Source organism: Paraburkholderia sp. GW821-FHT02A12 (assembly GCF_059422005.1).
Window position 1 is genome coordinate 235,255 of record NZ_JBWKWA010000002.1, and the last position, 22,944, is coordinate 258,198.

The 22,944-nt window shown below is 64.6% G+C and carries 14 protein-coding genes; 6 read left to right on the forward strand and 8 right to left on the reverse strand.

Translation table 11 applies throughout. The annotated features are described in order from the left end of the window. Positions 1-24: 24 nt before the first annotated feature. Together AC07WT_RS22270 and AC07WT_RS22275 are read right to left on the reverse strand one after the other, a co-directional pair. Positions 25-795 carry a hypothetical protein gene (locus tag AC07WT_RS22270; protein WP_494948616.1) on the reverse strand — a complete coding sequence of 257 codons (771 nt, stop codon included), beginning with the start codon at positions 793-795 and terminating at the stop codon, positions 25-27. 303 nt (positions 796-1,098) lie between these two features. Beyond that, positions 1,099-4,302: a hypothetical protein gene (locus AC07WT_RS22275; RefSeq protein WP_494948617.1), complete on the reverse strand. Its 3,204-nt coding sequence runs from the start codon at positions 4,300-4,302 to the stop codon at positions 1,099-1,101. A gap of 285 nt (positions 4,303-4,587) precedes the next feature. Between AC07WT_RS22275 and AC07WT_RS22280 the strand changes: the two genes are divergently transcribed. Continuing rightward, positions 4,588-8,070 carry a hypothetical protein gene (locus AC07WT_RS22280; RefSeq protein ID WP_494948618.1) on the forward strand — a complete coding sequence of 1,161 codons (3,483 nt, stop codon included), beginning with the start codon at positions 4,588-4,590 and terminating at the stop codon, positions 8,068-8,070. Positions 8,071-8,263: 193 nt separating this feature from the next. After that, positions 8,264-9,970 (forward strand): amidohydrolase family protein, encoded by a 1,707-nt coding sequence (locus tag AC07WT_RS22285; RefSeq protein WP_494948619.1) that lies wholly within the window; start codon positions 8,264-8,266, stop codon positions 9,968-9,970. A gap of 116 nt (positions 9,971-10,086) precedes the next feature. Here the strand turns inward: AC07WT_RS22285 and AC07WT_RS22290 are convergent, their stop codons facing one another. Beyond that, positions 10,087-11,352, reverse strand: a complete 1,266-nt coding sequence (locus tag AC07WT_RS22290) for a hypothetical protein (protein WP_494948620.1) — start codon at positions 11,350-11,352, stop codon at positions 10,087-10,089. 267 nt (positions 11,353-11,619) lie between these two features. Here AC07WT_RS22290 and AC07WT_RS22295 point away from each other — a divergent pair, with 267 nt between their 5' ends. The 3 genes from AC07WT_RS22295 (at position 11,620) to AC07WT_RS22305 (ending at position 15,529) form a co-directional block, all read left to right on the forward strand. Beyond that, the gene (locus AC07WT_RS22295; RefSeq protein WP_494948621.1) at positions 11,620-12,522 is read left to right on the forward strand and encodes an SET domain-containing protein; all 903 of its coding nucleotides are present in this window, start codon (positions 11,620-11,622) and stop codon (positions 12,520-12,522) included. Between the two features lie 134 nt (positions 12,523-12,656). Next, on the forward strand, positions 12,657-14,423 hold the full coding sequence (locus tag AC07WT_RS22300) for a hypothetical protein (protein WP_494948622.1): 1,767 nt from the start codon (positions 12,657-12,659) through the stop codon (positions 14,421-14,423). Positions 14,424-14,764: 341 nt separating this feature from the next. After that, positions 14,765-15,529, forward strand: coding sequence for a ParA family protein (locus AC07WT_RS22305; RefSeq protein ID WP_494948623.1), 765 nt, complete (start codon positions 14,765-14,767; stop codon positions 15,527-15,529). A gap of 178 nt (positions 15,530-15,707) precedes the next feature. On the opposite strand, the gene AC07WT_RS22310 is transcribed toward AC07WT_RS22305, so the two are convergent. The 5 genes from AC07WT_RS22310 to AC07WT_RS22330 form a co-directional block, all read right to left on the reverse strand. Then, complete coding sequence (locus AC07WT_RS22310; RefSeq protein ID WP_492591281.1) at positions 15,708-16,418, reverse strand: ABC transporter ATP-binding protein; 711 nt, start codon at positions 16,416-16,418, stop codon at positions 15,708-15,710. 82 nt (positions 16,419-16,500) lie between these two features. Then, the gene (locus tag AC07WT_RS22315; protein WP_494948624.1) at positions 16,501-17,250 is read right to left on the reverse strand and encodes an ABC transporter ATP-binding protein; all 750 of its coding nucleotides are present in this window, start codon (positions 17,248-17,250) and stop codon (positions 16,501-16,503) included. After that, positions 17,247-18,206: a branched-chain amino acid ABC transporter permease gene (locus AC07WT_RS22320; protein ID WP_494948625.1), complete on the reverse strand. Its 960-nt coding sequence runs from the start codon at positions 18,204-18,206 to the stop codon at positions 17,247-17,249. The genes AC07WT_RS22315 and AC07WT_RS22320 overlap by 4 nt, the downstream gene beginning before the upstream one ends. After that, on the reverse strand, positions 18,203-19,072 hold the full coding sequence (locus tag AC07WT_RS22325) for a branched-chain amino acid ABC transporter permease (RefSeq protein WP_494948626.1): 870 nt from the start codon (positions 19,070-19,072) through the stop codon (positions 18,203-18,205). The genes AC07WT_RS22320 and AC07WT_RS22325 overlap by 4 nt, the downstream gene beginning before the upstream one ends. Positions 19,073-19,203: 131 nt before the next feature. Then, on the reverse strand, positions 19,204-20,466 hold the full coding sequence (locus tag AC07WT_RS22330; protein WP_492591277.1) for an ABC transporter substrate-binding protein: 1,263 nt from the start codon (positions 20,464-20,466) through the stop codon (positions 19,204-19,206). Between the two features lie 621 nt (positions 20,467-21,087). Here AC07WT_RS22330 and AC07WT_RS22335 point away from each other — a divergent pair. After that, a complete protein-coding gene (locus AC07WT_RS22335; protein ID WP_494948627.1) occupies positions 21,088-22,902 on the forward strand; it encodes a S10 family serine carboxypeptidase-like protein in 1,815 nt (604 codons plus the stop codon). Positions 22,903-22,944 lie beyond the last annotated feature (42 nt).

Genomic DNA, 22,944 nt, shown 5'->3' on the forward strand with positions numbered 1-22,944 from the left:
GTGCAGCGATGTTGATGGCGTGCTTCAGGCTTTCGTCGTCTGCTCGCTGGACGCCTTGTTGAGCATCGTCAGCAATTGCGAAAGCAGCTTGAGCAACTCGTTCGTGAGCGTGTTCGGATCGGTAGAACCGTTCGTGTTGTTGTTCGATCCGTCTGTGCTGCTCGGGTTGTCGGCGCCGCTCGTGTTGTTCGTGTTGCTCGGGTCGTTGCCGGTGCCGTTCGAGCCGGCGGTCTGCGAGCCTTGAAGCTGCTGCAAGAGCTGGATGACTTCGGACAGCAGTTCCTGGATTTGCGACGCCTGGCCGCCGCCGTTCGCGCCGCCCTTGTTGTCGCCGCCGCCGGCCTGGTTGCCGCCTTGCGCGCCTTCGATCTGCTGAAGCAGCTGGAGGATGTCGTCGATGAGTTGGCCCGTCTGCTTGTCGAGCCCCTGGCCGCTTTGCGACGATTGCTGCAGCATCTGCAGAATCTGTTGCAGCAGCGAAGCGATCTGGCTTTGCACATCATTCGAACTGCTGGACGGATCAGTGGTGTTGTCCGTCGACGGACCTTGCGTCGAGTCCGGGCTTTGCGCGGAGCCCGGAGCTTGCGTCGAGCCGTCGCCGCCGCCGTTGTTGCCGCCCGCGCCGCCGCTTTGCGAGCTGCCGCTCAGTTTCTGTTCGACGATCGCGAGAATCAGTTCGAGCAGTTTTTCGATGTCGTTGTTGTTGAGCTTGCCGCCACCCTTCAGGTCCGATTCGAGCTGATCGATGTCGGTCTGGATGTTGGCGTTGCTAATGTCGTTGCTGATCTTGGTCATGAATAGCCTCTTAACGTACGCGATGAGATAGGCGCAGCGGCGTCGGGCTCGCTGCGTGTCGATGTCCATCCTGTTGGCCGCGCGACGGCCGCCCAGCGGCGATCGTCCCTTGCTCAAGCGTAAGAGAGCCGCTCGATCGCCCTGTGTCCAGGAACGAAACATCTGGCGTGACGGCGAATGAGATTGGGAGAGCGCGGAACAGTGAGGAAAAGGGCGGAGCAGGAGCGGGGCGAAAAAGCGCAAGCGGGAGGCCGCGAAAAGGCCGCGCACGCGCCGCGCTAGCGCGCGGCGCGTGGTCCTCGATCAGGAGCGATCGGCGCTGTCCGGATTGACCGCGCGCTCGACGCGCAGCACGCTGAGCTGGCGTGGGTGGGACACTTCGGTGACGCGCTGCGCGGTCGCGAGGAAGCTCGGTCCGAGCGCGCGCGATGTGCCGTTGACTTCCAGCGAGTACAGGAAGCGGTTGTCCCAACTGTCGTCCGCTTCGAGCAAGCCGGCGATCTGCGCATTGCGCTTGTCGATCTGCGCGAGTTCGCGCTCGCCCGGCTTCACGCCCGGCGCTACCACCGCGTCGCGCAACTCGCGCAGGATGTTGATCTTGCGCGCCGCGTCGGGCTTGAGCCAGACACGTTCGGCATAGAGCTGGTTGCCGCGCGTCGCGTCCTGCTCGACGCGGGCGAGATATTCATCGATAGGCTCCGGTTGCGCGGCGCCCGCGGGCTGCTTGCTGTAGGTGTCGTCCCACGATGCGCGGCGGCTGTCCACGTACTGCTTGAACTCCTTCATGCTTGTGAAGGTGGTGTCGCGATAGCTGAGCGATGCGTCGATATGGCCGTCTTCCTCGGCGATGCGCCATGTCGAGCCCGTCTCCGACTGAAGCACGGTGGTGCCGAAGCCGACGATCGCGACATTGGGCAGCACGACCGATTTGACGTGGCCCGTCTCGTCGGCGAAATTGCCTTGCGGCGCGAGGCCGGCGACGAGTGTCGCGGATGCACCCGCCTGCAGCGCACTGCTGCTGCCCGCGAACTCGGCTTTCAACGGACCTTTCTCCTGGCGACGCGTGCGCGTGAGCCAGGTCTTCGTGCCGCCCAGTTGCGCCGACGGGCCGATCTTGTAGCCGTCGTGTTCATAACGCACGCCGGCCGACGCGCTGACCGTCGTCGAGAACGATTGCGCCTTCGAGTCCAGCCAGTTCACCGACACGTCCGGATCCTTGTAGAACGAATGAGCGATGGCGTCCCACATCGAACCTGCGTCGTGCGGAAGATCGCGGTTCGGCCCGCTTGCGGTAGCCGCATCGATCACGCCGAGCATCTTCGCTCGCCAGGGGTCGGGCTCGCCCGCCGGCTGCTGGCCGGCGGGCAGCGTGCCGGTCGGCTGAAGCCGCGCGCGCACCATGACGCCTTTCGGCTGCGACATGTCGAAGACGGCCGGCAAGACCTGCACCGAGCCGATCGCCTGGAAGCTCTTGTTGAACAGATTGGCACCAGCTGCCGCGCTCACGCCCGCGTGCGACGACCAGCGACGGTCGCTGCCGATGAACAGCTGCCCGTGATTTGCCGACGAACCGCCGTTGATCATCGCGTGGCGGCCGTGGATGAACTTGACATCGGGGCCGGCAAGCACGAACGGCAGCTTGCTCGCGCCCGGCAGGTTGAGCAGTTCCGCCACTCCCGTGTTCACGCCGAACTGTCCGCCGTCCGCCAGACGCACGTCGTAGGTCATGCGCGGTTCGGTGATGACGCGCCTGAAGTTTTCGAGCACGGTCTGCGGCGTGGAGCGCTCAGACGATGCTTCGCCGTTGCGTTCGAGCGTGGTCAGGGTTTGCAGCGCCGCTTTGAGCCTCGCCGCTTCCGATGGTGCGGGCGCGGTTTCATCGGTTGCACCTTCCGCCGCGGCATGCTGCGTTTCGTCGAGCGGCCCGGTGGCTTCGAACCGTTCGATCCAGCTTTCCAGCGTCGCGGTCGTGAGTCGCGAGCCGGCGCCCGATTTCAGCGCGGCGTACTCCGGGCTGAGCTTGACTTCCGTTTCGCTGACGCCGGCCAGTGCCGCGGCGCGTGCGGCGATCGCGTGCCGCATGCTTTTCGGCACGCTTGTCTTGTCGCGCCAGCCTTTGTGCGCGACGCGCTGATACCAGGCTTCGAGCGTTGCGGCTTGCACCGCGTCGCCGAGGCGCGCTGCAAGCGGGCGCTCGCCGCGCCCCTGCGCGCGCTGCGCGAGCACGCCGCCCAGTTGCCAGATCACGTCGGCCTTGAGCAGATCGTCTTCGGGATGACGTAGGCTTGCGCCGCCCGTGCCCAGCGCGAGCGCGGACATCGGCGACTTGTTGAAGCCGAACGCGCGCCTCAGGTTCGCGAGCATGCCCGGTTGGCTCGCTCGCCGCGCGTAGCGCGACAGCTTGAAGAGCCGATGCTGCGCGTGGGCGAGCGGCGTGCCGGGGCCTTCGTGTGTAAAACCGCAGCGCCACGCGAGATACGCGGACTTCAGATGCCGCTCGGGCTCCACCGAGGGGTCGTCCGCAAGTTGCAGCGCCGCTAACAGTGCTTTGGCCGGCACGCTGACATCGCCCTTCATTCGCTGCGACTGCGGCACGTTCGTGATGCCGGTCGGACGCTGATGTTCGGGCAGCGCGGCTAATGCGAGACGCACGACTTCGTCCATGCTCTGCGGTGGCGTGTGGCCTTCGGGCAGTGCGGCGATCAACGTGTTGGCTGCGCGCAGCGCAAGCTTGGTCGAGTCTTCGCGGATGGCGCGCTTGACCGGGTCCGCGTCGGTGGCGACGTCGCCGCGTAACGCGTGCAGCGTGCCGTAACCCAGCGACGATGTCGCGAGCCGATGTGCCAGCTCGAATGCGCCGCCTTTGACATCGAGCAACGAGGACGCACCGCGCAGATCGTGCAACGCTTCGCGCGCGCGGCCGGCATCGGCGCCGAACGCGTGGTGCATCCGGCGCAGCACGAGTTCCTGACGGGCGGCTGCCTCGATCTGGGTCGCCATGTCGCTGTGCTCGGGCGCGCCGAGATGTTGCCCGAGCTCACTCGCGAGTTCCTGCGGCAAGCGTTTTTGCGCATCGAGGCCGGATGAATTGAAGAGTCGCGCCGCGACCGCCTCCGCCCCGCCTCTGCCGACCACCTGTTCGGCGGGTGCCGTCTTGTCGGCGCCCGCGAGCGTCAGGGCGACGTTGTGCTTGTGCTTCGCGACAGCCGCGGGCGGCGTGGCGTCCTTGGCGGGTTGGTGACGCTGACTCTCCGCCACGCCGATCTTCGCGCGCGCGGTCGTGGGACGCGCGGTCGTGACCGTACCGAGGAGCGAGTTCGAGACCGTCACCGGCCGCGGTGCGAGCGTGCGCTTCAGGTTCGACCAGAAGCCGTCGCGGCGGCGGCTCGTGGCAGGCCGAGTCGGTGGGGCTTGCGTGGCGGCATGGGTCGAGGTGCCGGCGGTGACGTCGCCGGTCGTCACGGGCTCGTGCGTGTGGCCCGAACTGGATACTTTAGGAGGGGGCATGGGCGTTGGGGTGGAGTGGACGATTGCACGCAGGCCGCTGCGGCTTGCGCGGATAGGGAAGTGGCGCGCCAGGGCGGGCCTGCCAGGGTAACGACAGGGTAGCCGGGAGATGCGGCGGCCCGGCTGCCGTTGCAGCGAAACGCCGTGCGCGCTGGCGAACTCATCGGACAGCCGGAGCGTCGCCGGGAAAACCACAGATTTCGCTACGGTCGATAAGATTTCGCCACTTGGCCGCTCATGTCATACGCAGTCCAGATAATCGGCAGCATCGGAGGAGGAAAGGCGATGCGGCTCACTACCATGTTCAGGAATACGGCATCGATGCTGCGCGGAACGACGCGGGCGTCAACGACGGTTGCGCCAGCTGCCAGTCCCGCTGCATCGACGGGAGCGGGCGTGCAGCCATCGCCGCCTGGTCCGCGTGCGGGCGCCAAGGCGAGCTTTGCGGCGACGCGCGAGCGCTTCAAGAGTCTGCTCGGATTCAGCCGTCCGCCCTATGCGACGCGCGACGTGCGAACGGACCGCCGGGCGCTGGTCGAAACCGAATGGCGCATGCCGTTCACTCGCGCCAACAAGTTCGGCCGGCCTTTCCCGGCGCACGACGTGCGGATTGCGGCGCAGACGCCGGCTCGACCCCTCGATCCGCCCGGTGACTGGAGCGAGGCGGGACAGATGAAGCCGGCGGCGGGTTCGAGCGCATCCGCCCAGCGACGCGCGGCGAAGGCGCATCGCATGCTCGCGAAAGCGGTCGGCAAGTTCACCGCGAAGCGCGCTGGCGACTCGCCGAATGAAGCCGCGCCGCGCGCAACCGGACGCCCGCGTACTGCGGCCGAACTCGAGCATTGGCTTGATCATCGCGAAGGGCTGGACAGCTGGGTGCGGGAGCATTTCAGCGCGGCGGGCGGGGGCGTTGTGGCGGCTGCCGATGCGGGGAATAACGCACGCAGCGGGAATGATGCGGATGAGGCCATCGCCGCTAACCCCGATATCGCACCCGCCGATCCAATGGCCACGCTATCCGCCTTGCTCGCGCAAGCGGCGCAGGCCGCAGATGCCGGGCACGACATCGCGGACGAGTCCATGTCGCAGGCCGATCCATCCGCAACAGACAGCACGCTCCGATTCGCACCATCGCTGATGCTCGGCTATGCCGTGCTGTCCGCGCTCGGCTCAAGCGAACCGGCGCGGGCGGCAGCGGCATTGCAGGCATTGCCGGACGTGGTGACCATCGAAGGGATCGTGCAGCGGGCCGCGACGTTCGACGCGAACGCAGTGCGTCCCACGGTCACGACGACAGCAGAGCGGCCACAACCCGATGACCAGGCTGTCCGGGTAACCAACGAGAACGAATCGCCCGCCGACGAAATCACGACCGAACACGTCGACGAAATCACGCACGAAGACGACAGCAACGTCGGCGCGACCGCCACGGCCGATGCCGCGGCTCTCAACCCGGCGCATGAGGACGCCTGGCGCATCGCCCGCGCTCTCGCGAACACGCACTTGGGCTTCGATGTACTGAAGCAGCTCACGGGCGGCGCTGCATCGACCGCCGACAATGCGACCGCGCTCGCGGCGCTGCAAGCGTGGAACACATTGCCCGAGCCGCATGCCGATCTCGGTGCGGCGCTCGCTGCCGCGCACGCCGCTGTCGAAGACCAAGGCAACCTCGCTCCGCGCGTGCTTCGCGCCGTGTCGGGCTCGACGCAGCCGCGCGATGCGGCAGCGCTCTTCGCGTGGCGCCAGGGTTTTCGGAGCGACGCGCCAGGCAGTGCGCTGAAGCAGACGCAAACGCGGCTGCATCGTTTCGTGACACGCGGGATGTTGCGGCTCGACAAGCCCAACTGGTTCTTTCAGCGCATGTTCGGCAAGAAGAAGTCGGCGTTGCGCGGCATGACGCTCGGCACGTCGGCCGCGGCGCTCGCGTCGTACACGAAAGAGGCGGCCCGCTATGCCGACGCGCTGAAAGTGGCTAGCGCGGCTTTGGCCGCATCGCTGCGCAGCCCGCGTCTCGCAACTGGGGCGCCGGACGGTCCCGAGGCGCAGGCGCGCGAAGCCGCGGCCGCGGCGCTCGAGGCGCTCTGCGCGAGGCCCGCGACGCACATCGGCGATCTCGAACTGGACGAAGCCGCCGTGGCTGCGCTCGAAAATCGCGAGCCGGTGGCGAGCGCCGCCCGCCGCGACGACGCGCCCGCGCTGCTCGATGCGGGCGCATTGCGCGAGTGCGCGAAGCGCTTTCACGTGCATCGATGGGAAGCGGTGAAGACCGCGCTCGATCACGTCGACAATGTCGGCAATTCCAAGGCGCTCAAGCCTGAGCGCCTTGGCCGCGAAGAAATCAGAAGCGTGCTGCGCCAGGTGATCACCGACCTCCAGCAATCGACGCAGGTGTCCTTCGCGGACGGCGGGCGCTTCGGCTTCAGCACGCGCGGTCTCTCGCTGTCGGTCAACCGCGGGCCGCATCAGCACTTGCCCGTCGGCGGTGAGCTCACGTTCGCGCATTACCATACCCGCAGGGCCGTCGTGTCCCTCCAGCGCAATAACGTGGGCTTCGATATCTTCATCGGCACCGAACACGGCAAGCGCTCGCAGGCGAGACTCGGGGGACGCCTCGGCTACAGCAAGCATATGAGCTGGCTCGGCGGCTTGCGGCTCGGCGGCTCGCTGCGCCTCACGCCGTTCGATCGCGAGTTGCGCGAGCCACGTGGCGTGATGATTCGCGTCGCGCGCGAGCGTCTCACCGACGAGAATCTCGACTGGGTCGCGATGAAGTACGACGATGCGCGCACCACCGAAACCGTGCTCGACATGGTCGACTTTCTGTTCGAGGAAGCGCGCGAACCGGTGCGGGAAAAGGGCGCCGAAACGCCGTTGTTCGAGCGTCTTGCCGCGTGCATCGGCGACCGCACGGACATCTCGATCGGCTGGCAGGACGGCCGCACGAAGGCAACGCGTCAGGGCATTCAGGCATCGGCGGGCGCGTCGGTGTCCGCGCCCAGTTCGTCGGTGCGCGGCTCCTATGGCCTCGACGGCAATGTGACGGTGGACCTGAACAGCCGCAGCGACACGGCCGTCACCGAAGCGACCGGTTCGATCCGCTACGACCGCCGCGCCGTGACGTCGAGCATGCGGGTCTCCGTGCAGGGGACGGCGGGGGCCAGTCCCGGCTGGCATAAGGGTGAACTGACAGGCGGCCTGCCTGGCGCATCGCCGCTTGGTGTCGGCGGTGTACGGCCGGAGCGGCTCGTTGCCGCGCGCGTGATGCTTCCGGAGCGCGAAGGGCGGCTGCTCAATCGCGGCTGCTACGCGGACCAGCAGTTCGCGTCGTTCAACGCTTTTGCGGCGGCAGTCGAGGGTTCGCGCGAAGAATGGATCGAGATGTACCGGCACACGCACGGTTGCGACTATCCCGAGGCGGCTGCGAAGCTGAAGCACGACCTCGCGATCCTGCAAAGCCATCAGCGCATCAATCACACGTTCCTCGTGCGCCGCCGCCTGAAGCCGGCGCAGGCGCGGCGCGGCGACGTCTATCGCGCGCTCGAACGCATGCATGACACCGCCGCGAAAGCCGCGGGCGGCAGGGGCGTGGACTGGTCGCGTCCGCTCGACGCGATGTTGCGCGAGCGCGCGTCGTGGCTGCCGGAGCGTATTGCCGTCACGGAAGTGTCGGGCCGCGTGCGCAGCACGCCGGGCTTGCGCCTGCCGATCGGCGGTGTTGCCTCGGAAAGCGTGTTGGCGCAGCGCGAGCTGATGCGCTCGAAACCGTGAGGTGTTGCGGATCAGGTATCGATGACGTTGCGCGAATTCTCTCCGGGTTGCGTTGAAGTTGCGCTGAAGTTGTGTTGGCGTTTCGTCGGGTTTCGTTGACGGATGCCGTGTTTCGCTGCGACTGCGAAGGCGCGCGCCGCGTGGCGACTAGCATGCTTTCGCGCGCCACCCTGCAATTCTCACGGAGAAAGATATGACTCGCATCAATTCGACTCATGCGTCGACGACCGATCACACATCGGAGGCCGGTCCGTCCGGCACCAACGAATCCGCTTCACGTTCTGGCGCAAGCTCGCGCAAGCGCGGCGCAACGGCGTTTAGCGGCGCGGGCGCGCCGCAGCCTTCGGCGCCGAAGCGCGCCGCGCCGGGCGGCAGCGGCGAGAACCGGCCGGTGCGCGCCGGCGCGCAGAAGCTGATGCGCGCGCATACCCGCTTCTTCGAGGATGGCAGCGCGTCGGTGCGAGGCTTCGAAGTGCAGTCAGTGCGGCGCGGCACGGCCGACGAATCGCACGCGGTCACGCGCGCTCTGCGTGAGACGCCCGAGCTCGCCGCGATGCTGACGACCACGGTCGACAAACTGGGCGAGAGCGCGTTGCAGGACGCGCACGCGAGCCGCAACGCGACCGGCGACTGGATGTCCGATTCGCATTTCCACCCGACGAACTATGCGCAGCAGGGCATGGTGCCGGAAGAGATGCTGAAGATGATGGACGAGGTCGGCATTCATCGCAGCGTGATGTCGCCGATTCCGACCAACGTGATGCCGTGCGGCGACCACGACGGACACAACCACATTCCGCCCGAGTCGTACTACGTGAAGCAGAAGTACGCCGACATCAAGCCGCACGAGTTGACGGCCGACGTCGAGGAAGAAATCGCAAAGAGCGCGCACCTGATGCTGAACACACAGGTCGATGCCGACACGGCGCTGTTCATGAACATCGCGGAGCTCTCGGACGCCCAACGCGACCGGCTCGATCCGATGGTGACGGGCCTGCATCTCGGCGATCCGTTGAGCCCGCAGACGCTGCTGCTGAAGGTCGCGAACCATCGCGGCATGTTCACCGGCGTGGGCGAAGTGACGATTCACAAGGAACTGGTCGAGCGCCAGTACGAAGGCGTACGGCAGGCCAATCTGACGGACAACGTGCAGGTCTTCAAGAACATCGTCGCGACGGCCGGCGTGATAGGCATGCCGGTGGTTCTGCATTGCGACGTCGATTCGACCGCGAACCAGCGGGCCAACGGCAAGGGCCAGCCTCAGCATCTGGAGAACCTCAAGAAGCTGTTCGCTTCGCCGGAGGCAAGCGGTGCGACAGTGATCTGGGCGCACTGCGGCGGCATCGGCCGTTTCGTGCAGAAGCCCATCGATCATGCCAACAATTTGCGCACGATTCTGGCGGACCCGAAGACGAGCCACGTCCACATCGACATCTCGTGGTCGCGCGTGGCCCGGCAGATCGTCATGAAGACGCAGCCCGACGGCACCGAGGTGCCGGATCACGAGTCCGTGCATGCATGGGCATCGCTCATCAACGAGTTTCCGGATCGCTTCCTGTTCGGCTCCGATGCATTGAATCCGCAGGTCAAGGATACCTGGGCGGAGACCGGCAACATGTACAAGCCGCTGCTCGAGGCGCTGACGCCGCAAGCGCGCATCGCGGTGAAGACGGGCAATTATGAGCGCGTGATCGTCGGTGCGCGTCCGAAGGTGCGTGCGTTCGAAGAACACGTGCTGACACCGGAGTTCGTCAAGACGGGCTTGCGTTCGTCGGGGGCGGGACGGGTCAACGCGGGTCCGCACATCGATCCGGAAGCGCTGCGCGCCGTGCGCGACGAAGCGTATGCGAAGGCCGGTGTGGATGTGTTCGGACGCCCGGCGGACGCGGCTACGCACTGAGCGTTGCGATAGACGGCTGGCGCTTGCACGCCGGCCGGTGTGCGTTGTGCGGAACGCGCCCTTGTGGCGCGTTTTTTTGTCCGCAGGCGAATCCGGACCTTGCGCGCCGACGACGTTCAGGCTCGGTTCGCAGCCGCAACCGGCTCTTCCGCGGCGCGTGCGGACAGCGCTTGCAGCGCGCTCTCGTAGGCCGCCTGCAGTTCCAGAAGCGCCGGCCGGTTGCCGGCCGCGTTCGCTTCGAGGCGCCGCTTCTTGAGCTTGCAGCGCAGCGTCACCAGTTCGACGGTCGCGCGATCGCGTGGGATTTCGAGTACGGCATGCCACGGACGGTTTGCTGCCGTTGCGCCGGCGTGTGCGTTGACCGCGCCTCCATGATGAAGTGCGGGCGACCCATGCCACGGCGCAGCGGGCGGCCATGCCGGAGCCGGCATCGCGTGAGTGTAGCCGCTGTGTGTCTGGACGAAGAACGGCCGCGTCGCGCTCGGATAGAGACCGAAGCGCAGCGTGCGAAAACGTCCGTTGAAATGGAAGCCCACGTGCATCTGCTTGCCGGTAGGGCCGTCGCCGAAACCGTAGGTGAAGCCGATCCGGCTGTTCGCGCCGACGACGCGGCTTTGGTAGGTCGGCGCTAGCCAGCCCGGCAAGGGCGCGTGCCACGGCAGCGGCTGCGTATAGGACGCATAGCCGTGAGGCGTGAAGGCCGAGCCGCTTGCGGGATACACATGCTGCGCGCTCCAGTGATACGGCGAGTAGTAGGGCGCTGTCACGGGCGGGCCCCAGGGCTGCGCGTGCGGCGCATAGGAATAGGGCGTGTAGGCAGGCGCCAGATGCGGGCCGAAGTGGGGCACCGGATACGGATGTGCGCTGCCAAAGCTGCTTCGGGGCTGGTGGGCGTCGTTAGTGGATTGGTCTGGGGCCGCGGCTGTGGTCTCGTTTGGCGTGGCCGTTGGGGGCGTTGCAGTCGTCGTGGCCGCAGTGCCGGACGTGCCGGATGGATCGCCGTGTGTGTCAGCGCGTGCGGGCTGCTCCGCGTGCTCGGCCTGGGACGTTTGAGTCGTTGGACGCTCGGCCGCATCGCACTCGCGTGGAGAGGTGAACCGCGCGACGTGAGGCGATTCCTGATCCTGCTGGAAGCGCTGCGAAAACGCCGCGACGCGATCTGTCAGGTCGCTGCGCGACAACGTGCGTCGCAGAAGCGGCGAGGCGGACGCGCTGTGCGTGCGCTTGTGCAACGCGGACGCGCTGCCCGCGCCGTGCGGCAAGCCGGCGTCGAGGGTGCGCGAAGGGCGGCGATTCGGCGCGGCGGCGCGATTCTGCGCCGGCTGGCTGTCGGGCCGGTCGATGGGCGAAATAGAGGGATGTGATGTGATTCGTTCAGGCATCGGATGCTCCTGTACCGGAGGACCGCGCGTTCGCGAGGCCATGGCGGCCATGCGCCGGCTCGCGCGGATAGCAGAGCATAGGGCCGCACGAGCGGCACCGGACGTGTTCGCGGCGATACGCTGACGCCCGCAGCGAAACTTCGCGATGACTTCGCTGGCGTCGCCGCAGTTTCGCGACGCTCTCGCGCGGACGAAGACGCGAGTCGATAACGTCGCGTCATCGATACAGCGATTTGACTTCAGCCGATCATGGCAAAGCGAGGCCCAATGGCATTACCGAACGAACCGCGCGTGCAGGCGCTTCTCGACACGATCAGGCAGCGCGTGGCCGATGCCGCGCGCGCGCCGGGACTGGCGGCACGGCACGAGGCCATCTTCGATGTCGTGCCCGCCTTGAAGGAGCAGATCGACGAGTCGCTCGCCGACGACGCGGCCGCCGCACAGGAAGCCGCCGCGTGCCTGCGCGAAGCCTTCGAATCGTTCAAGCAGGTTCACGCGATTGCGCGTCTGCCGTACTCACCGCGGCTCGATGCGCGTTATCCGTATCGCGACGAGTCGTTGAACCCGGTTCTTATCGTCGAGCTGCGGGATCCGACGCGAGCGCACGATGAGCGGGAGGGCTCGCGAATCGAAGCTGTGATGCCGTACGTCGATGCCGCTTTGAGCGACGAGAGCCGTGGCGACACTTATCGAAACACCATCCATTGCCGCACGATCGGGCCCGACGATCTGCGCGATCCGCGTGAGCACGTGCTGGTTGGCGAGCGCGGTGCATTTGCCGCGCGGCGCATACAGCGCGGCGAATGCGTCGGCGTGTACGGCGGACGGCTCATGAGCGCCGCGATGTTTTTCACGTGCGTGGACGAGTCGTTCGTGATCTGCGCGAACTCGGGCAACTCGCTTGCTTTCGTCGACGGAGAGAATGTGCTGGCGATGGCCAACACGTCGCTCGCCTACGATGCCGACGGCATGCCGGTGGCCCAGGCGGATGACGGCTACAACCTCGAAGCGATATCGTTCGATGCTTTGCCTCGCTGCGGCCGACGCTTTTCCATACGCGCATTTTTTGCCACCGAAGATATCGAAGTGGGCGCGGAGTTGCGGTGGAATTACCGGTATTCGCCGGAGCTCGTTCGACGTGTTTTTGCTTGGGCGTACAGGCCGGCGTAACGATTCCCTCGACTGGAGTTGGCCGGGTACTGCCTCATGCAAGAGCCATACGCGATGTGAACTGCGCAAGACGATCCGGCCGTCGTCGCGGACGGGAGCGGCGAACCGCCGGATCGTCCGGCGCAACGATCGGCGTGCATCGCCTGCCGTTCATCTGCAAGCACCGTTCGGTTCGCTGTCCCGCATATGGTTTCGCCGTGCCCCCCGTCCCGGATGCCCCGTGGCCGCAATATCTCAACTACGCGACATTGCCGGATATGCCCATGTTCAATCCTCGAATCCAGAACCCGTCGTCTAATCCGCAGCCGGTATCGGGCATCCCGCCCGAATCGCCGGACCACGTGACCGGTCCGAACGCGTCCTCGTCCCGCCGCGCGTCGTCGTCCGACGCAGCGCTGGAGCCGCTTGCGCATGCGCCCATCAGGACGGCCGCCGCCGGACATGCGCAGCGCGGCCAGGCGCTCGCACGGCTCAAGCAGATGAGCGCCGCGGCGCCCCCGCCGCCCCCCATCAATCCGTGGAACATGCTGCTGCACGGGCTGAAGTCCGGCGACGCCGGGGCGGCCTATGCCGGCGCGCTGGCGGGCGCCGGATCGCCGGGCCCGCTGCCCGCCCCGCATCCGACCGTTCTGCGCGAGCTTCAGGCGCTGCGCCGTTCGCCCGCCTGGCGGGACGTGGCGGCCCGCATTCAGTCTCACGAAGGCTTCGGGCATCTCAGCCTGCGCGGCGTCGCCCGGATGATCGAGATCGCGAAGCCGTTCGGCACCTCCAAATCATGGGCGCGCGAAGCGACGACCAAGGGCGTGTTCGACGCCGCGTTCGCCGGAAGGATCTTCGGCAGCGCCGAACGCTATGCGTCCGGAATCGAATCGGATCCCGAATTGAGCCATCTGCGCGCAACGCCGCCGTCGCAGTGGAATGCACGGCAGCGTGAGCAGGGGATCGACGCATTCGGCCGGCACGTCAACGACGCGTTCGGCATCCGGAGCAAGGTCCGGTACGCGGGCGAGCAGTCGGTCGCCGACGAAGGCTCGCTGATGAAAACCTACGACCGCAGTGCCCGCGTCGACGTGTTCGATCCCGCGTTCCGCCACGGCTTCCTGACGCTGGCCGAAGGCGTGTTCCACGAGGCCGTCCACGTTCGGCAGCACGCGCAAGACTTCGACGCCGATACGCTGCAACTGCTGAAGCTGTCGCCAGAGCCCCGGACGCGCTACGACGCCACGGTCGGACTGATCGAGAGTATGGCTTACCGGTCGGGGCTGATCGCCGCGCTGAGCCTGATCCGGCGCTCGGACACTGGCTCCTTCCTGGGTCACGTCGCGTCGAAACTCGAGGCCGCGCCGCAGGATCCGTGGGTGCTTCTGCGCACCGAACTCGCGGCCCAGACGGGTCGAGACCTGCACGGACTCGTCGCGATGCACGACGGCCGCATCATCACGCGCGGCGATGCGGCGGACGTGCTGCAATCCATTCATGAAATCTGTTCGCAAGGCCAGCACGGCAACCATGGCCGCCTCATCGCAAAGGCTCTGTGGGGTGTGTGGCCCGACGCGGCGAAGATGCTGGGCGAGGATCACCGCGACGCCGACGTGCTCAAGGATTTCGAACGCACGCTGGACGCCGCGTGCGGGGGCCGTTTGCATTTGTCGGGTCTGCAGCTGCTCGTCCGGCACGGGATATCGGAGCAGATCATCCGCCCGGCTCATGAGAAAGGTACGTTGGGCCGAGGCCTGAAACTGGTCGCGCAGAAGTCCACTCCGCTCGAAATGCTGCGGATCCGGCACGCCCTGCAATTCGTGCTCGGCGAGACGGGCGTTCGCTCGTATGCGGACGAGTTTGGCCTGCCGCCGCTCCCGCAACAAGCGGCGCAGCCCAGCTCCTCCCGATCGCCGGCTTAGAGACGGTTTCACCAAGATCGTTGAGTGCAGGGAGTGCAACTGCGTCTCGACACCGGTGCAGAAGCTGGAACCGCACTTTGTGAGCCCGCTCCAATTCGTTGTCGGCGCCTTGAGCTTACTAGTGGACAGGAGCTCGCTCGCCTGTAACTGCGACCACTGGCCGCGTAGAAGTATCGACGTTAAAAACGGCGACAGTCTCGGCCAGCCTAATCACCTGATGTTTCATGCTCTCGGCCGCGGCCGAGAGACTCCTCAACCAGTGCCGCATTCTGCTGGGTGACTTGGTCTGGTTTTGACATTATGCTGAGCGCTTTTGGACAGCTTCCGTTCAGGGGGAGAATATGCGGCGCGTCGTATTCAATCAGAAAGGTGGCGTAGGCAAATCGACCATTGTATGTAACCTGGCGGCAATCAGCGCCAGCGAAGGTATGCGCACACTGGTCATCGACCTGGATGCTCAGGCGAATTCAAGCCAATACCTGCTCGGCTCGCAGGCCGGCGAGGTCAACCCCACCGTCGCGGGTTTCTTTGAAACCGCGTTGACGTTCAGCTTCAGGCCTGTGGAAGTCACGTCGTTCATTCATCCGACGCCGTTTGAAAACCTCGACGTCATGCCCGCTCATCCTGATCTGGACACGTTGCATGGCAAACTGGAATCACGTTACAAGATCTACAAGTTACGTGACGCGCTGAACGAGCTCGACATGTATGACGCGATTTATATCGACACGCCGCCTGCGTTGAACTTCTACACACGCTCCGCGCTGATCGCGGTCGAGCGTTGCCTGATTCCGTTCGACTGTGATGATTTTTCCCGTCGCGCGCTTTACACGTTGTTGGAAAACGTGAAGGAGATCCAGCAGGATCACAACGTCACGCTGGAGGTGGAAGGGATTGTCATCAACCAGTTTCAGCCTCGCGCGAGCCTGCCCCAGAAACTGGTCGATGAGCTTGTTGGTGAGGGCTTGCCGGTGCTGGCTTCGCGCCTGTCGTCGTCGGTGAAGATCCGCGAATCGCATCAGCAGGCAACACCCCTCATCCATCTCGATCCGGGACACAAACTTTCGCAGGAATATCGCGCCTTGCATCGTGAATTGGCCGAATAAGGGGAGTCAGCGGACGGCCACCCGCAGCCCCTCTCCGGACATTGATCGATGCCCTGGCACGGACGTTTGAACGTCTACTCAGATGCGGCGGATTCAACCGGTGGATGTAATTGTTTGCTGGAATCGTTTGCTGGAATCGTTCGGCTGACGTTTGCGTGCCGGCCCGCTACGAGGGCGGTCACTGCTCCGCGCTGGCGCCGGTTAGGGCGCGTACCCGGCTTTCATCGGCGGCGAGCGCGCGCGCATCTCCCGAATAGACGATGCCGCCATCGTCCAGCACGTAAGCATAGTCGGCGATCTCGAGACTCACGCGTGCATTCTGTTCGACCAGCAGTACCGAAATCCCCTCATCGCGCATCTGCGACACGACTCGAAACACCTCCCGAACGATCAGCGGGGCCAGGCCTTGTGATGGCTCGTCGAGAATGAGCAGCCGGGGATTGAGCAGGAGTGCGCGGGCAATCGACAGCATCTCCTGTTCGCCGCCGGAGAGCAGGCGCCCGCGGCTGAACTTGCGCTCGGCCAGGCGTGGAAACAGCTCGTAGATCCGCGCGATCGTCCACGGTCCGCCGCGCTCCAGCGGGACCTTCAGATTTTCCTCGACACTGAGATTGGCGAAGATTCTTCGCCCCTCGGGCACGTAGCCGACGCCGCTCGCGGCGATCTGGAAGGTCGGCCAGCGCGTGGTATCCGCCCCGAAGATCGTCACGCGCCCCTGGCGCGCGGGCGTCAAACCGACGAGGGTACGCAAGGTCGTGGTCTTGCCGGCGCCGTTGCGGCCGAGCAATGCCGTGATCCGGCCTTCCTCGACCTCCAGGCTCACGCCATGCAGGATGTGGCTCTTGCCGTAGTAGGTATGCAGCCTTTCGGCGGTCAGTGCGGCGGTCATTTGAGCCCCCACGCTCGGCACTTCGTGTCCTCGCTGCCCCCCGAGGGGGCGTGAGCTTGCTTGGAGCGGTCCGGCGCGGCGCTCATGCTGCGTTACCCAGATAGGCGGCCTGTACGGCCTCGTTCGAAGCGATCTGCTCCGGCGAGCCTTCGGCGAGGACGCTGCCCTGGTCGAGCACCGTGATTCGATCGGCCAGATGGAAGACCACGCGCATGTCATGCTCGATCAGCACGATGGTGAAATTGCCGTCGCTGTGCAGGCGGCGCACGAGCTGCGTAATCTCATGAGTCTCCTGATCGCCCATGCCGGCGGTGGGCTCGTCGAGCAGCAACAGGCGGGGCCGCAGCGCCAGCGCCATCGCGATTTCGGCAACCCGCTGGTCACCGTGCGGCAGTTCTCCGACCAGTCGGTGCGATTTGCCGGCAAGACCCGTGAGCTCGAGCGTCTCCTCGACGTGACGACGAACCCGCGCCCGCCCGGTGCTGCTGATCCACGGGCGCAGGCGAAAACCCTCCGTCACTTCCGCACTGATGCGCACGTTCTCGAATACCGTCAGTTCGGGAAAAATCTCGGTGATCTGGAACGTGCGGGCGATGCCGGCCGCAACGCGCCGATACGCAGGAAGCGCCGTGATGTCGAGACCGTCGAACACGATGGTTCCCATGCTCGGCGGGAAAAAGCCGCTGATGAGATTGAAGAAAGTGGTCTTGCCGGCGCCGTTCGGTCCGATGACGGCGCGCAGCTCGCCCTTCTCGACCGTGAGCGATACGTCCCGCACCGCGGCGAGGCTGCCGAAGCGCTTGCTGAGGCGCCTGACTTCGAGCACGCTCATGAGTCGCTCCTGCGCTGAATGAAGCCGAGCAGCCCGCGCGGGAAAAACAGCACGATCGCGACGAACAGCATGCCGACGAACGACATCCAATTGACCGTGATGCTCGAAAGATAATCCTGCAGCACGACGAATACCGCGGCGCCGAGCAGCGGTCCCCACAAGCTGCGCATGCCGCCCATGACCGCCATCATCACGAAATCGCCCGACTGGCTGTAGTGCAGCCCGCGCGGATCGGCAAAGTTGTTCAGGAGAGCGTAGAGCGCACCGGCGAACCCCATGAAGAAGCAGGACAACGTGAAGGCGATCCAGATATGCTGATCGACGGGAATGCCGAGAAAGCGTGCCCGCCGCTCATTTTCGCGGATTGCGATCATGGTGCGCCCGAACGGGGAGCGCAGGATGAAACCCATCACGCCGATCACCAGCGTAAGGCAGAACAGCACGAAGTAGTAGAACGCGTTGGCGTTCGACAGGATGTCGATCCGGGCGACGCCGAGATCGAGCGGCTGGCGCGAAAAGCCGCGCAACCCGTCGTCGCCGCCGGTGACGGAGCTCCATTGGAAGGCGATGTAGTAGAAGACCTGCCCGAAGGCGATGGTGACCATCGCGAAGTAGACGCCGCGTCGCCGGGCGATGAGCGCGCCCAGCAGTGTGCCGGCAATGCCGCCGAGCAGCGTGCCGCACAGCAGCGCGAGCGGCGTGCTCGGTGCGAGAAACTTCAGCGCCAGGCCGGCGCCATAGGCGCCGAGCCCGAAATACGCCGCGTGTCCGAAGGACAGCACACCGGTGAAGCCGAGCAGGAAGTTCACCGACATGGCTGCCAGTCCGAGTACGAGCACGCGCGTGCCGAGCGCGGTGTAGCCGCCGAGCAGCGGCATCCAGTAGGGTGCCAGCAGGAGCACTGCCCAGAGCGCTGCGATGACGGGCAGTCGGGGAGGGTGGCGGAATTCGCTCATGTCATCATGCCTTCTTCGCCGAGCAGGCCACGCGGCCGGATCAGCAGGACCACGGCCATCAGCACGTACATGATGGCCTCGCTCGCCGCGGGGACGAACACCGCGGTGATGCCCGAGGCGACGCCGATCAGCAGGCCGCCGAGCAGCGTACCGGTGAGGCTGCCCACCCCGCCGACGATGATGGCGATGAAGCTCGGCATCAGGAGGCCGGTTCCCATCGTCGGCTCCAGCCCGAGCTGGCCCGCGGCGAGCACGCCGCTCAGACCGGCGAGAAAGATGCCGACGGCGAAATTGAGCGCGCGCAGCCTGCCCACGTTGATGCCGAGCGCCGCGACGGTCTCGAGGTCGAGCGTGCCGGCCCGGATGCGTATGCCGAGCCGGCTGTAGCGCAACAGCATGAAGAGCAGTGCAACCGCGATGGTGACGGTGCAGACCATGAACAGGCGGTAGCCGGTGATGAAGAAGAGCTCGTTGCTCAATGACAGAGCCAGCGCAGGCGGAATGGTCACGGGCTTGCCCTGCGCACCCCAGATGAAGCGGGTGCCGTCCTCGATCATGAAGGCGAGGCCGAACGTCAGCAGCAGGCTGTAGAGCGGATCGCGCCCGTAGACTCGCCGGATGAGCACCCGCTCGACGGCGAGACCGATGATGGCCGTGCACATCGGCGCGATCAGCAATGCACCCCAGAACCCGACATACGGCGTGATCGTATAGGCAATGTAGCCGCCGATCACGAGAAAGCCGCCATGGGCGAAGTTGATCACGTTGCTCAAGTTGAGAATGAGCGACAGGCCAAGCGCCATCAGTACGTAAAACGCGCCGATGATCAGCCCGTTGGTGACGTTGAAAAGGAGTAGTTGAGTCATCGGCCGCTCATGTCCTGACGCAATCCGCGCACGAGCCGCGTCGGGCAGCTTGGGCCGCTGTGTTGCCGCGCATGCGTGGCAAGTTTATGGCAACGGTTTCCGGCACGCCCGCGCCGACCTTGTCCTCGGGATCAGACCGGCCACTGAAGCTTGCAGCCGGTCGCAGCTTCGGGCGGCGCAGTCTTGTCGCCGGCGACCACGCGCTCGACACGAAACAGATCCTCCGGGTCGCCCGCCGGCTGAGACAGCGCTTCGCCGACGAACGAGGAGGTCATCAGCTGATGGTCTCCCTTGCGGTAGTAGCACTTGTTGGGCTGCAGCTTGACGTTATCCGCGAGTTCGAACCCGCCGAGCGCCTCGGCGAGCTTTTTCGCATCGAGGCTCTTTTCCTTGTTGGCGACCGCGGCAAGCGTATGAACCGACGTGTAGCCGAACCAGTGGCGTGCAGTGGGGACTTTGCCGCCATTCATCTTGCGGATGTCGGCGACGAACTTCTCGACTCCCGGGACACCCGGTTGTTTCCAGTACCACTCGAACATCCAGAAGCCGACGCGCGCCTCCGGCGGCATCGCCTCGAGCGATTCGAGCTCCTGCTGAAGCCCGGCAATGTGGATCTGCTTTCCGATGCCGAACTGCGCGATCTGCTTCAGGCAGTTGACCATGTCGGAACCTTGCGGCAGCACCAGCAGAACATCGGGGTTGGCGGCGCGCGCCTTGATCAGGTACGCGGAGAAATCGGTCGTGCCGAGCGGCGTGAGCTCGTTGCCGGTCATCGTGCCGCCGAGCCTTTGCAAATCCGCCAGCGCGGCCTTCTGCAGCGTATGGCCGAAGGCGTAGTCCGGCGTAATGAAATGCCACTTCTTGCCGTACTTGGTGAAGAGGAGGTCCGCGACCGCGTTGGCCTCCATGCTCGTCGTATTGCAGACGCGAAATACGTTCCACTTGCAATCGCTGCCGGTGATCGTGTCGGTGTGGCCGCCCGAGACGATGTGCAACACCTTCTTCTCGTTGGTGACCTGGGCGATTGCCTGGGCGACGCCGGAATTCACGTCGCCGATCAGGAACGTGACCTGATCACGATCGATCAGCTTGCGCGCCTTCTGCACGCCGGTGCCGACGTCGTTCGCCGAGTCTTCCACCAGTAGCTCGATGGGGCGCCCGAGAATGCCGCCATTGGCGTTGACCTGCTGCGCGGCGAGCCTGGCGCCCGTCACTTCATTCTGTGCAACCGCAGCATAAACGCCGGTCAACGGATCGACCATGCCGATGCGCAGCGGCGTCTCGCCACGTGCCTTGATGATGAAGGGCGAGGCGAGCTGCAACGCTGCAGCAGCAGCGACCCCCTTGAGCACCGTACGACGGCGAACGGCGCGGATATGACTCGGAGCTTTCATAGGGGTTCTCCCTGATTTTTTCACGTCGAACCGGTCAAACGCCTGAATCCTGAACCGAAACGTGAGCATCCTCGGTCAACACAATCTTGATCTTGTTGGATGGGATCCACAAGTCCTCGTTATCCCGCCGGCCGGCTAACGGATATCCATTTTCGCGAGATGCCAACGACGGCTTGGAGCCGATATCCGTCTCTCTTCGGAGATAGTGTCTTTAACCTGGGCGCCGAGGTGCTGGACTGAACTATTTTTGTCTGTAATAAAAATCGGGAGAATTTACATCGACTCGTCGACACCGGTATGTTCGATAGTAACTGTGTTATGGAATTACGGAAATACGGCGATTCCTTGACAAACGCGCACTGCGTCACCTATTTTTCATCTGCCGCCAATTACGAATATTTACCTGCAAGTAATCTCCATGGAAGAACTGGAATATTCAATCCAGATATTTAGATATTCTAATCAAAGAGCATCGATTATTGAATCTATGCTCTTTGAAATAAGTTGGCTCTCAACCGCTGTCTGCCTGCGATGCAACGGTAGTGTCCTGAGCTCAGGCGCATTTCTTCGGCGATCGCGGCCTTTGTAAGAAGGTAGCTAAACTCAGCACCGAGGATAGAGATGAAACGAGACGAGGGTCTTACCGGCAGTCACCATCATCGGCAACACGGGTTGTCGGGTTTAGGAGCTTTAGTGATCCTGATGATGCTTCTCGGAGGATGTGGAGGAACGGACGGCGGTTCGTCGACGAATACGGCCGCAGCCATGCAACAGACGGCGAACCAGCAGTCTGCCGGACAAACGCAGTCGCAGACGGCCAATCAGACCTACATCGATCCAGTTGCCTATTCGGCCAATGCCAAAGACGGCCTGGATCCGTCCCAGGTCTCGGAGAATGCGGCAGTCATGCACTACCAGTGGCCGTTCGGCCGGACGCCGGTCAATTACACGACCACGACCGGTCATTTGACGGCCGCCGACTCGAAGGGCAACCCCGAAGCCACGATGTCCTACGTCGCGTATACCGCACCGGGTGCGAACGGTTCATCGCGGCCTGTCACCTTTATCTATAACGGTGGGCCGGGGTCGTCCTCGATCTGGCTGCGTCTCGGATCATTTGCGCCGACGCGGGTCGCTACGTCCGACCCGGTCTTCGGGAACTGGCCCAATTACCCGCTGGTCGACAATGAAGAAAGCCTGATCGACACCACGGACATGGTGTTTATCGATCCGCCAGGAACCGGGCTTTCTGAGGCGATTCTGCCTAACACGAACCAGAAGTTCTGGAGCACCGATGCGGATGTCAACATCATCCGCGATTTCATCGAGCGCTATCTGACGGCAAATAATCGCAGCAGCTCTCCGATTTATCTGTATGGCGAGTCTTACGGGACACCGCGCACCGATATGCTGGCATTGGCGCTGGAATCCGCGGGCATCCATCTGACGGGGATCGTGCTTCAGTCGGCAATCCTGAATTACTTTGCGGATGCGATCGAAGCTGTCGCCATCACGAACTCGTCCAGCGCGCTCGCACTCGATACGGATACCCTGGCTGGATATTTTCCGGGCTACGCGGCAGTTGCGGCCTACTATAACCAGGCCTCGCCGGCGCCGATCAATCAGGATCTTTATGCGCTGCAGACGGAGCTGTTCGTGACGGCTGAATACAATCGGCTCAGGAGGTTTTCGCAGTCGTGGGTGCTCAGTCAGCTTGGCATCCCGGATGCATTGGGTACACCGGTATTCCCCCGTCCGGCAACGCTTCAGGCGTGGACGCTTCCATCCGGTCTGACCCTGCAGGCGCTGCAAGGCTATTTCAATGTCAATCCTTTCTCGAACACCCTCATACCCGGCACGACGATAGGCCGGTACGACGGACGTGTGTCGTTGCCGAATTCAGATCCGCGATTGCAAAACGACTCCGATCCATCCGATATTCTGATCTCGCAGCCGTTCACGACGGCGCTGGCGACACAGATGCCTGACTATCTTGGGTATTCGGCGCCCAATGCGACTTACATGCCGTTGAACGACACTATCATTCAGGTCTGGGACTTCTCGCATGACGGCCAGCCTTTGCCCGATACGATCCCTGATCTGCTAGGCGCGCTGACGCTGAACCCGCACCTCCGGGTACTCTCGGAAAACGGCCTTCATGATCTGGCCACGCCGTTCTTCAATACCGAGAAACAGCTGGCGCGGCTTCAGACGGTACCTGGCCTCAATCCGGACTTGCAGGTCAACTTCTTCCAGGGCGGCCACATGACTTATCTCGATGACGGCGCTCGCCCGCGGATGAAGCGGGATCTGGTGCGCTTCTATCGGGGCACACCGCTTCCGGATGCGCTCGCGCTCTGGACCCTGCCGCCGCCGTGGCGCGACGAAAGCCCCGCCAATCAGCCAACCACCACGGCACAAGCGACGACACCGTGACCGATGGGATGCGACTCGTTCGTGGTACTCCGTTCACTCTAT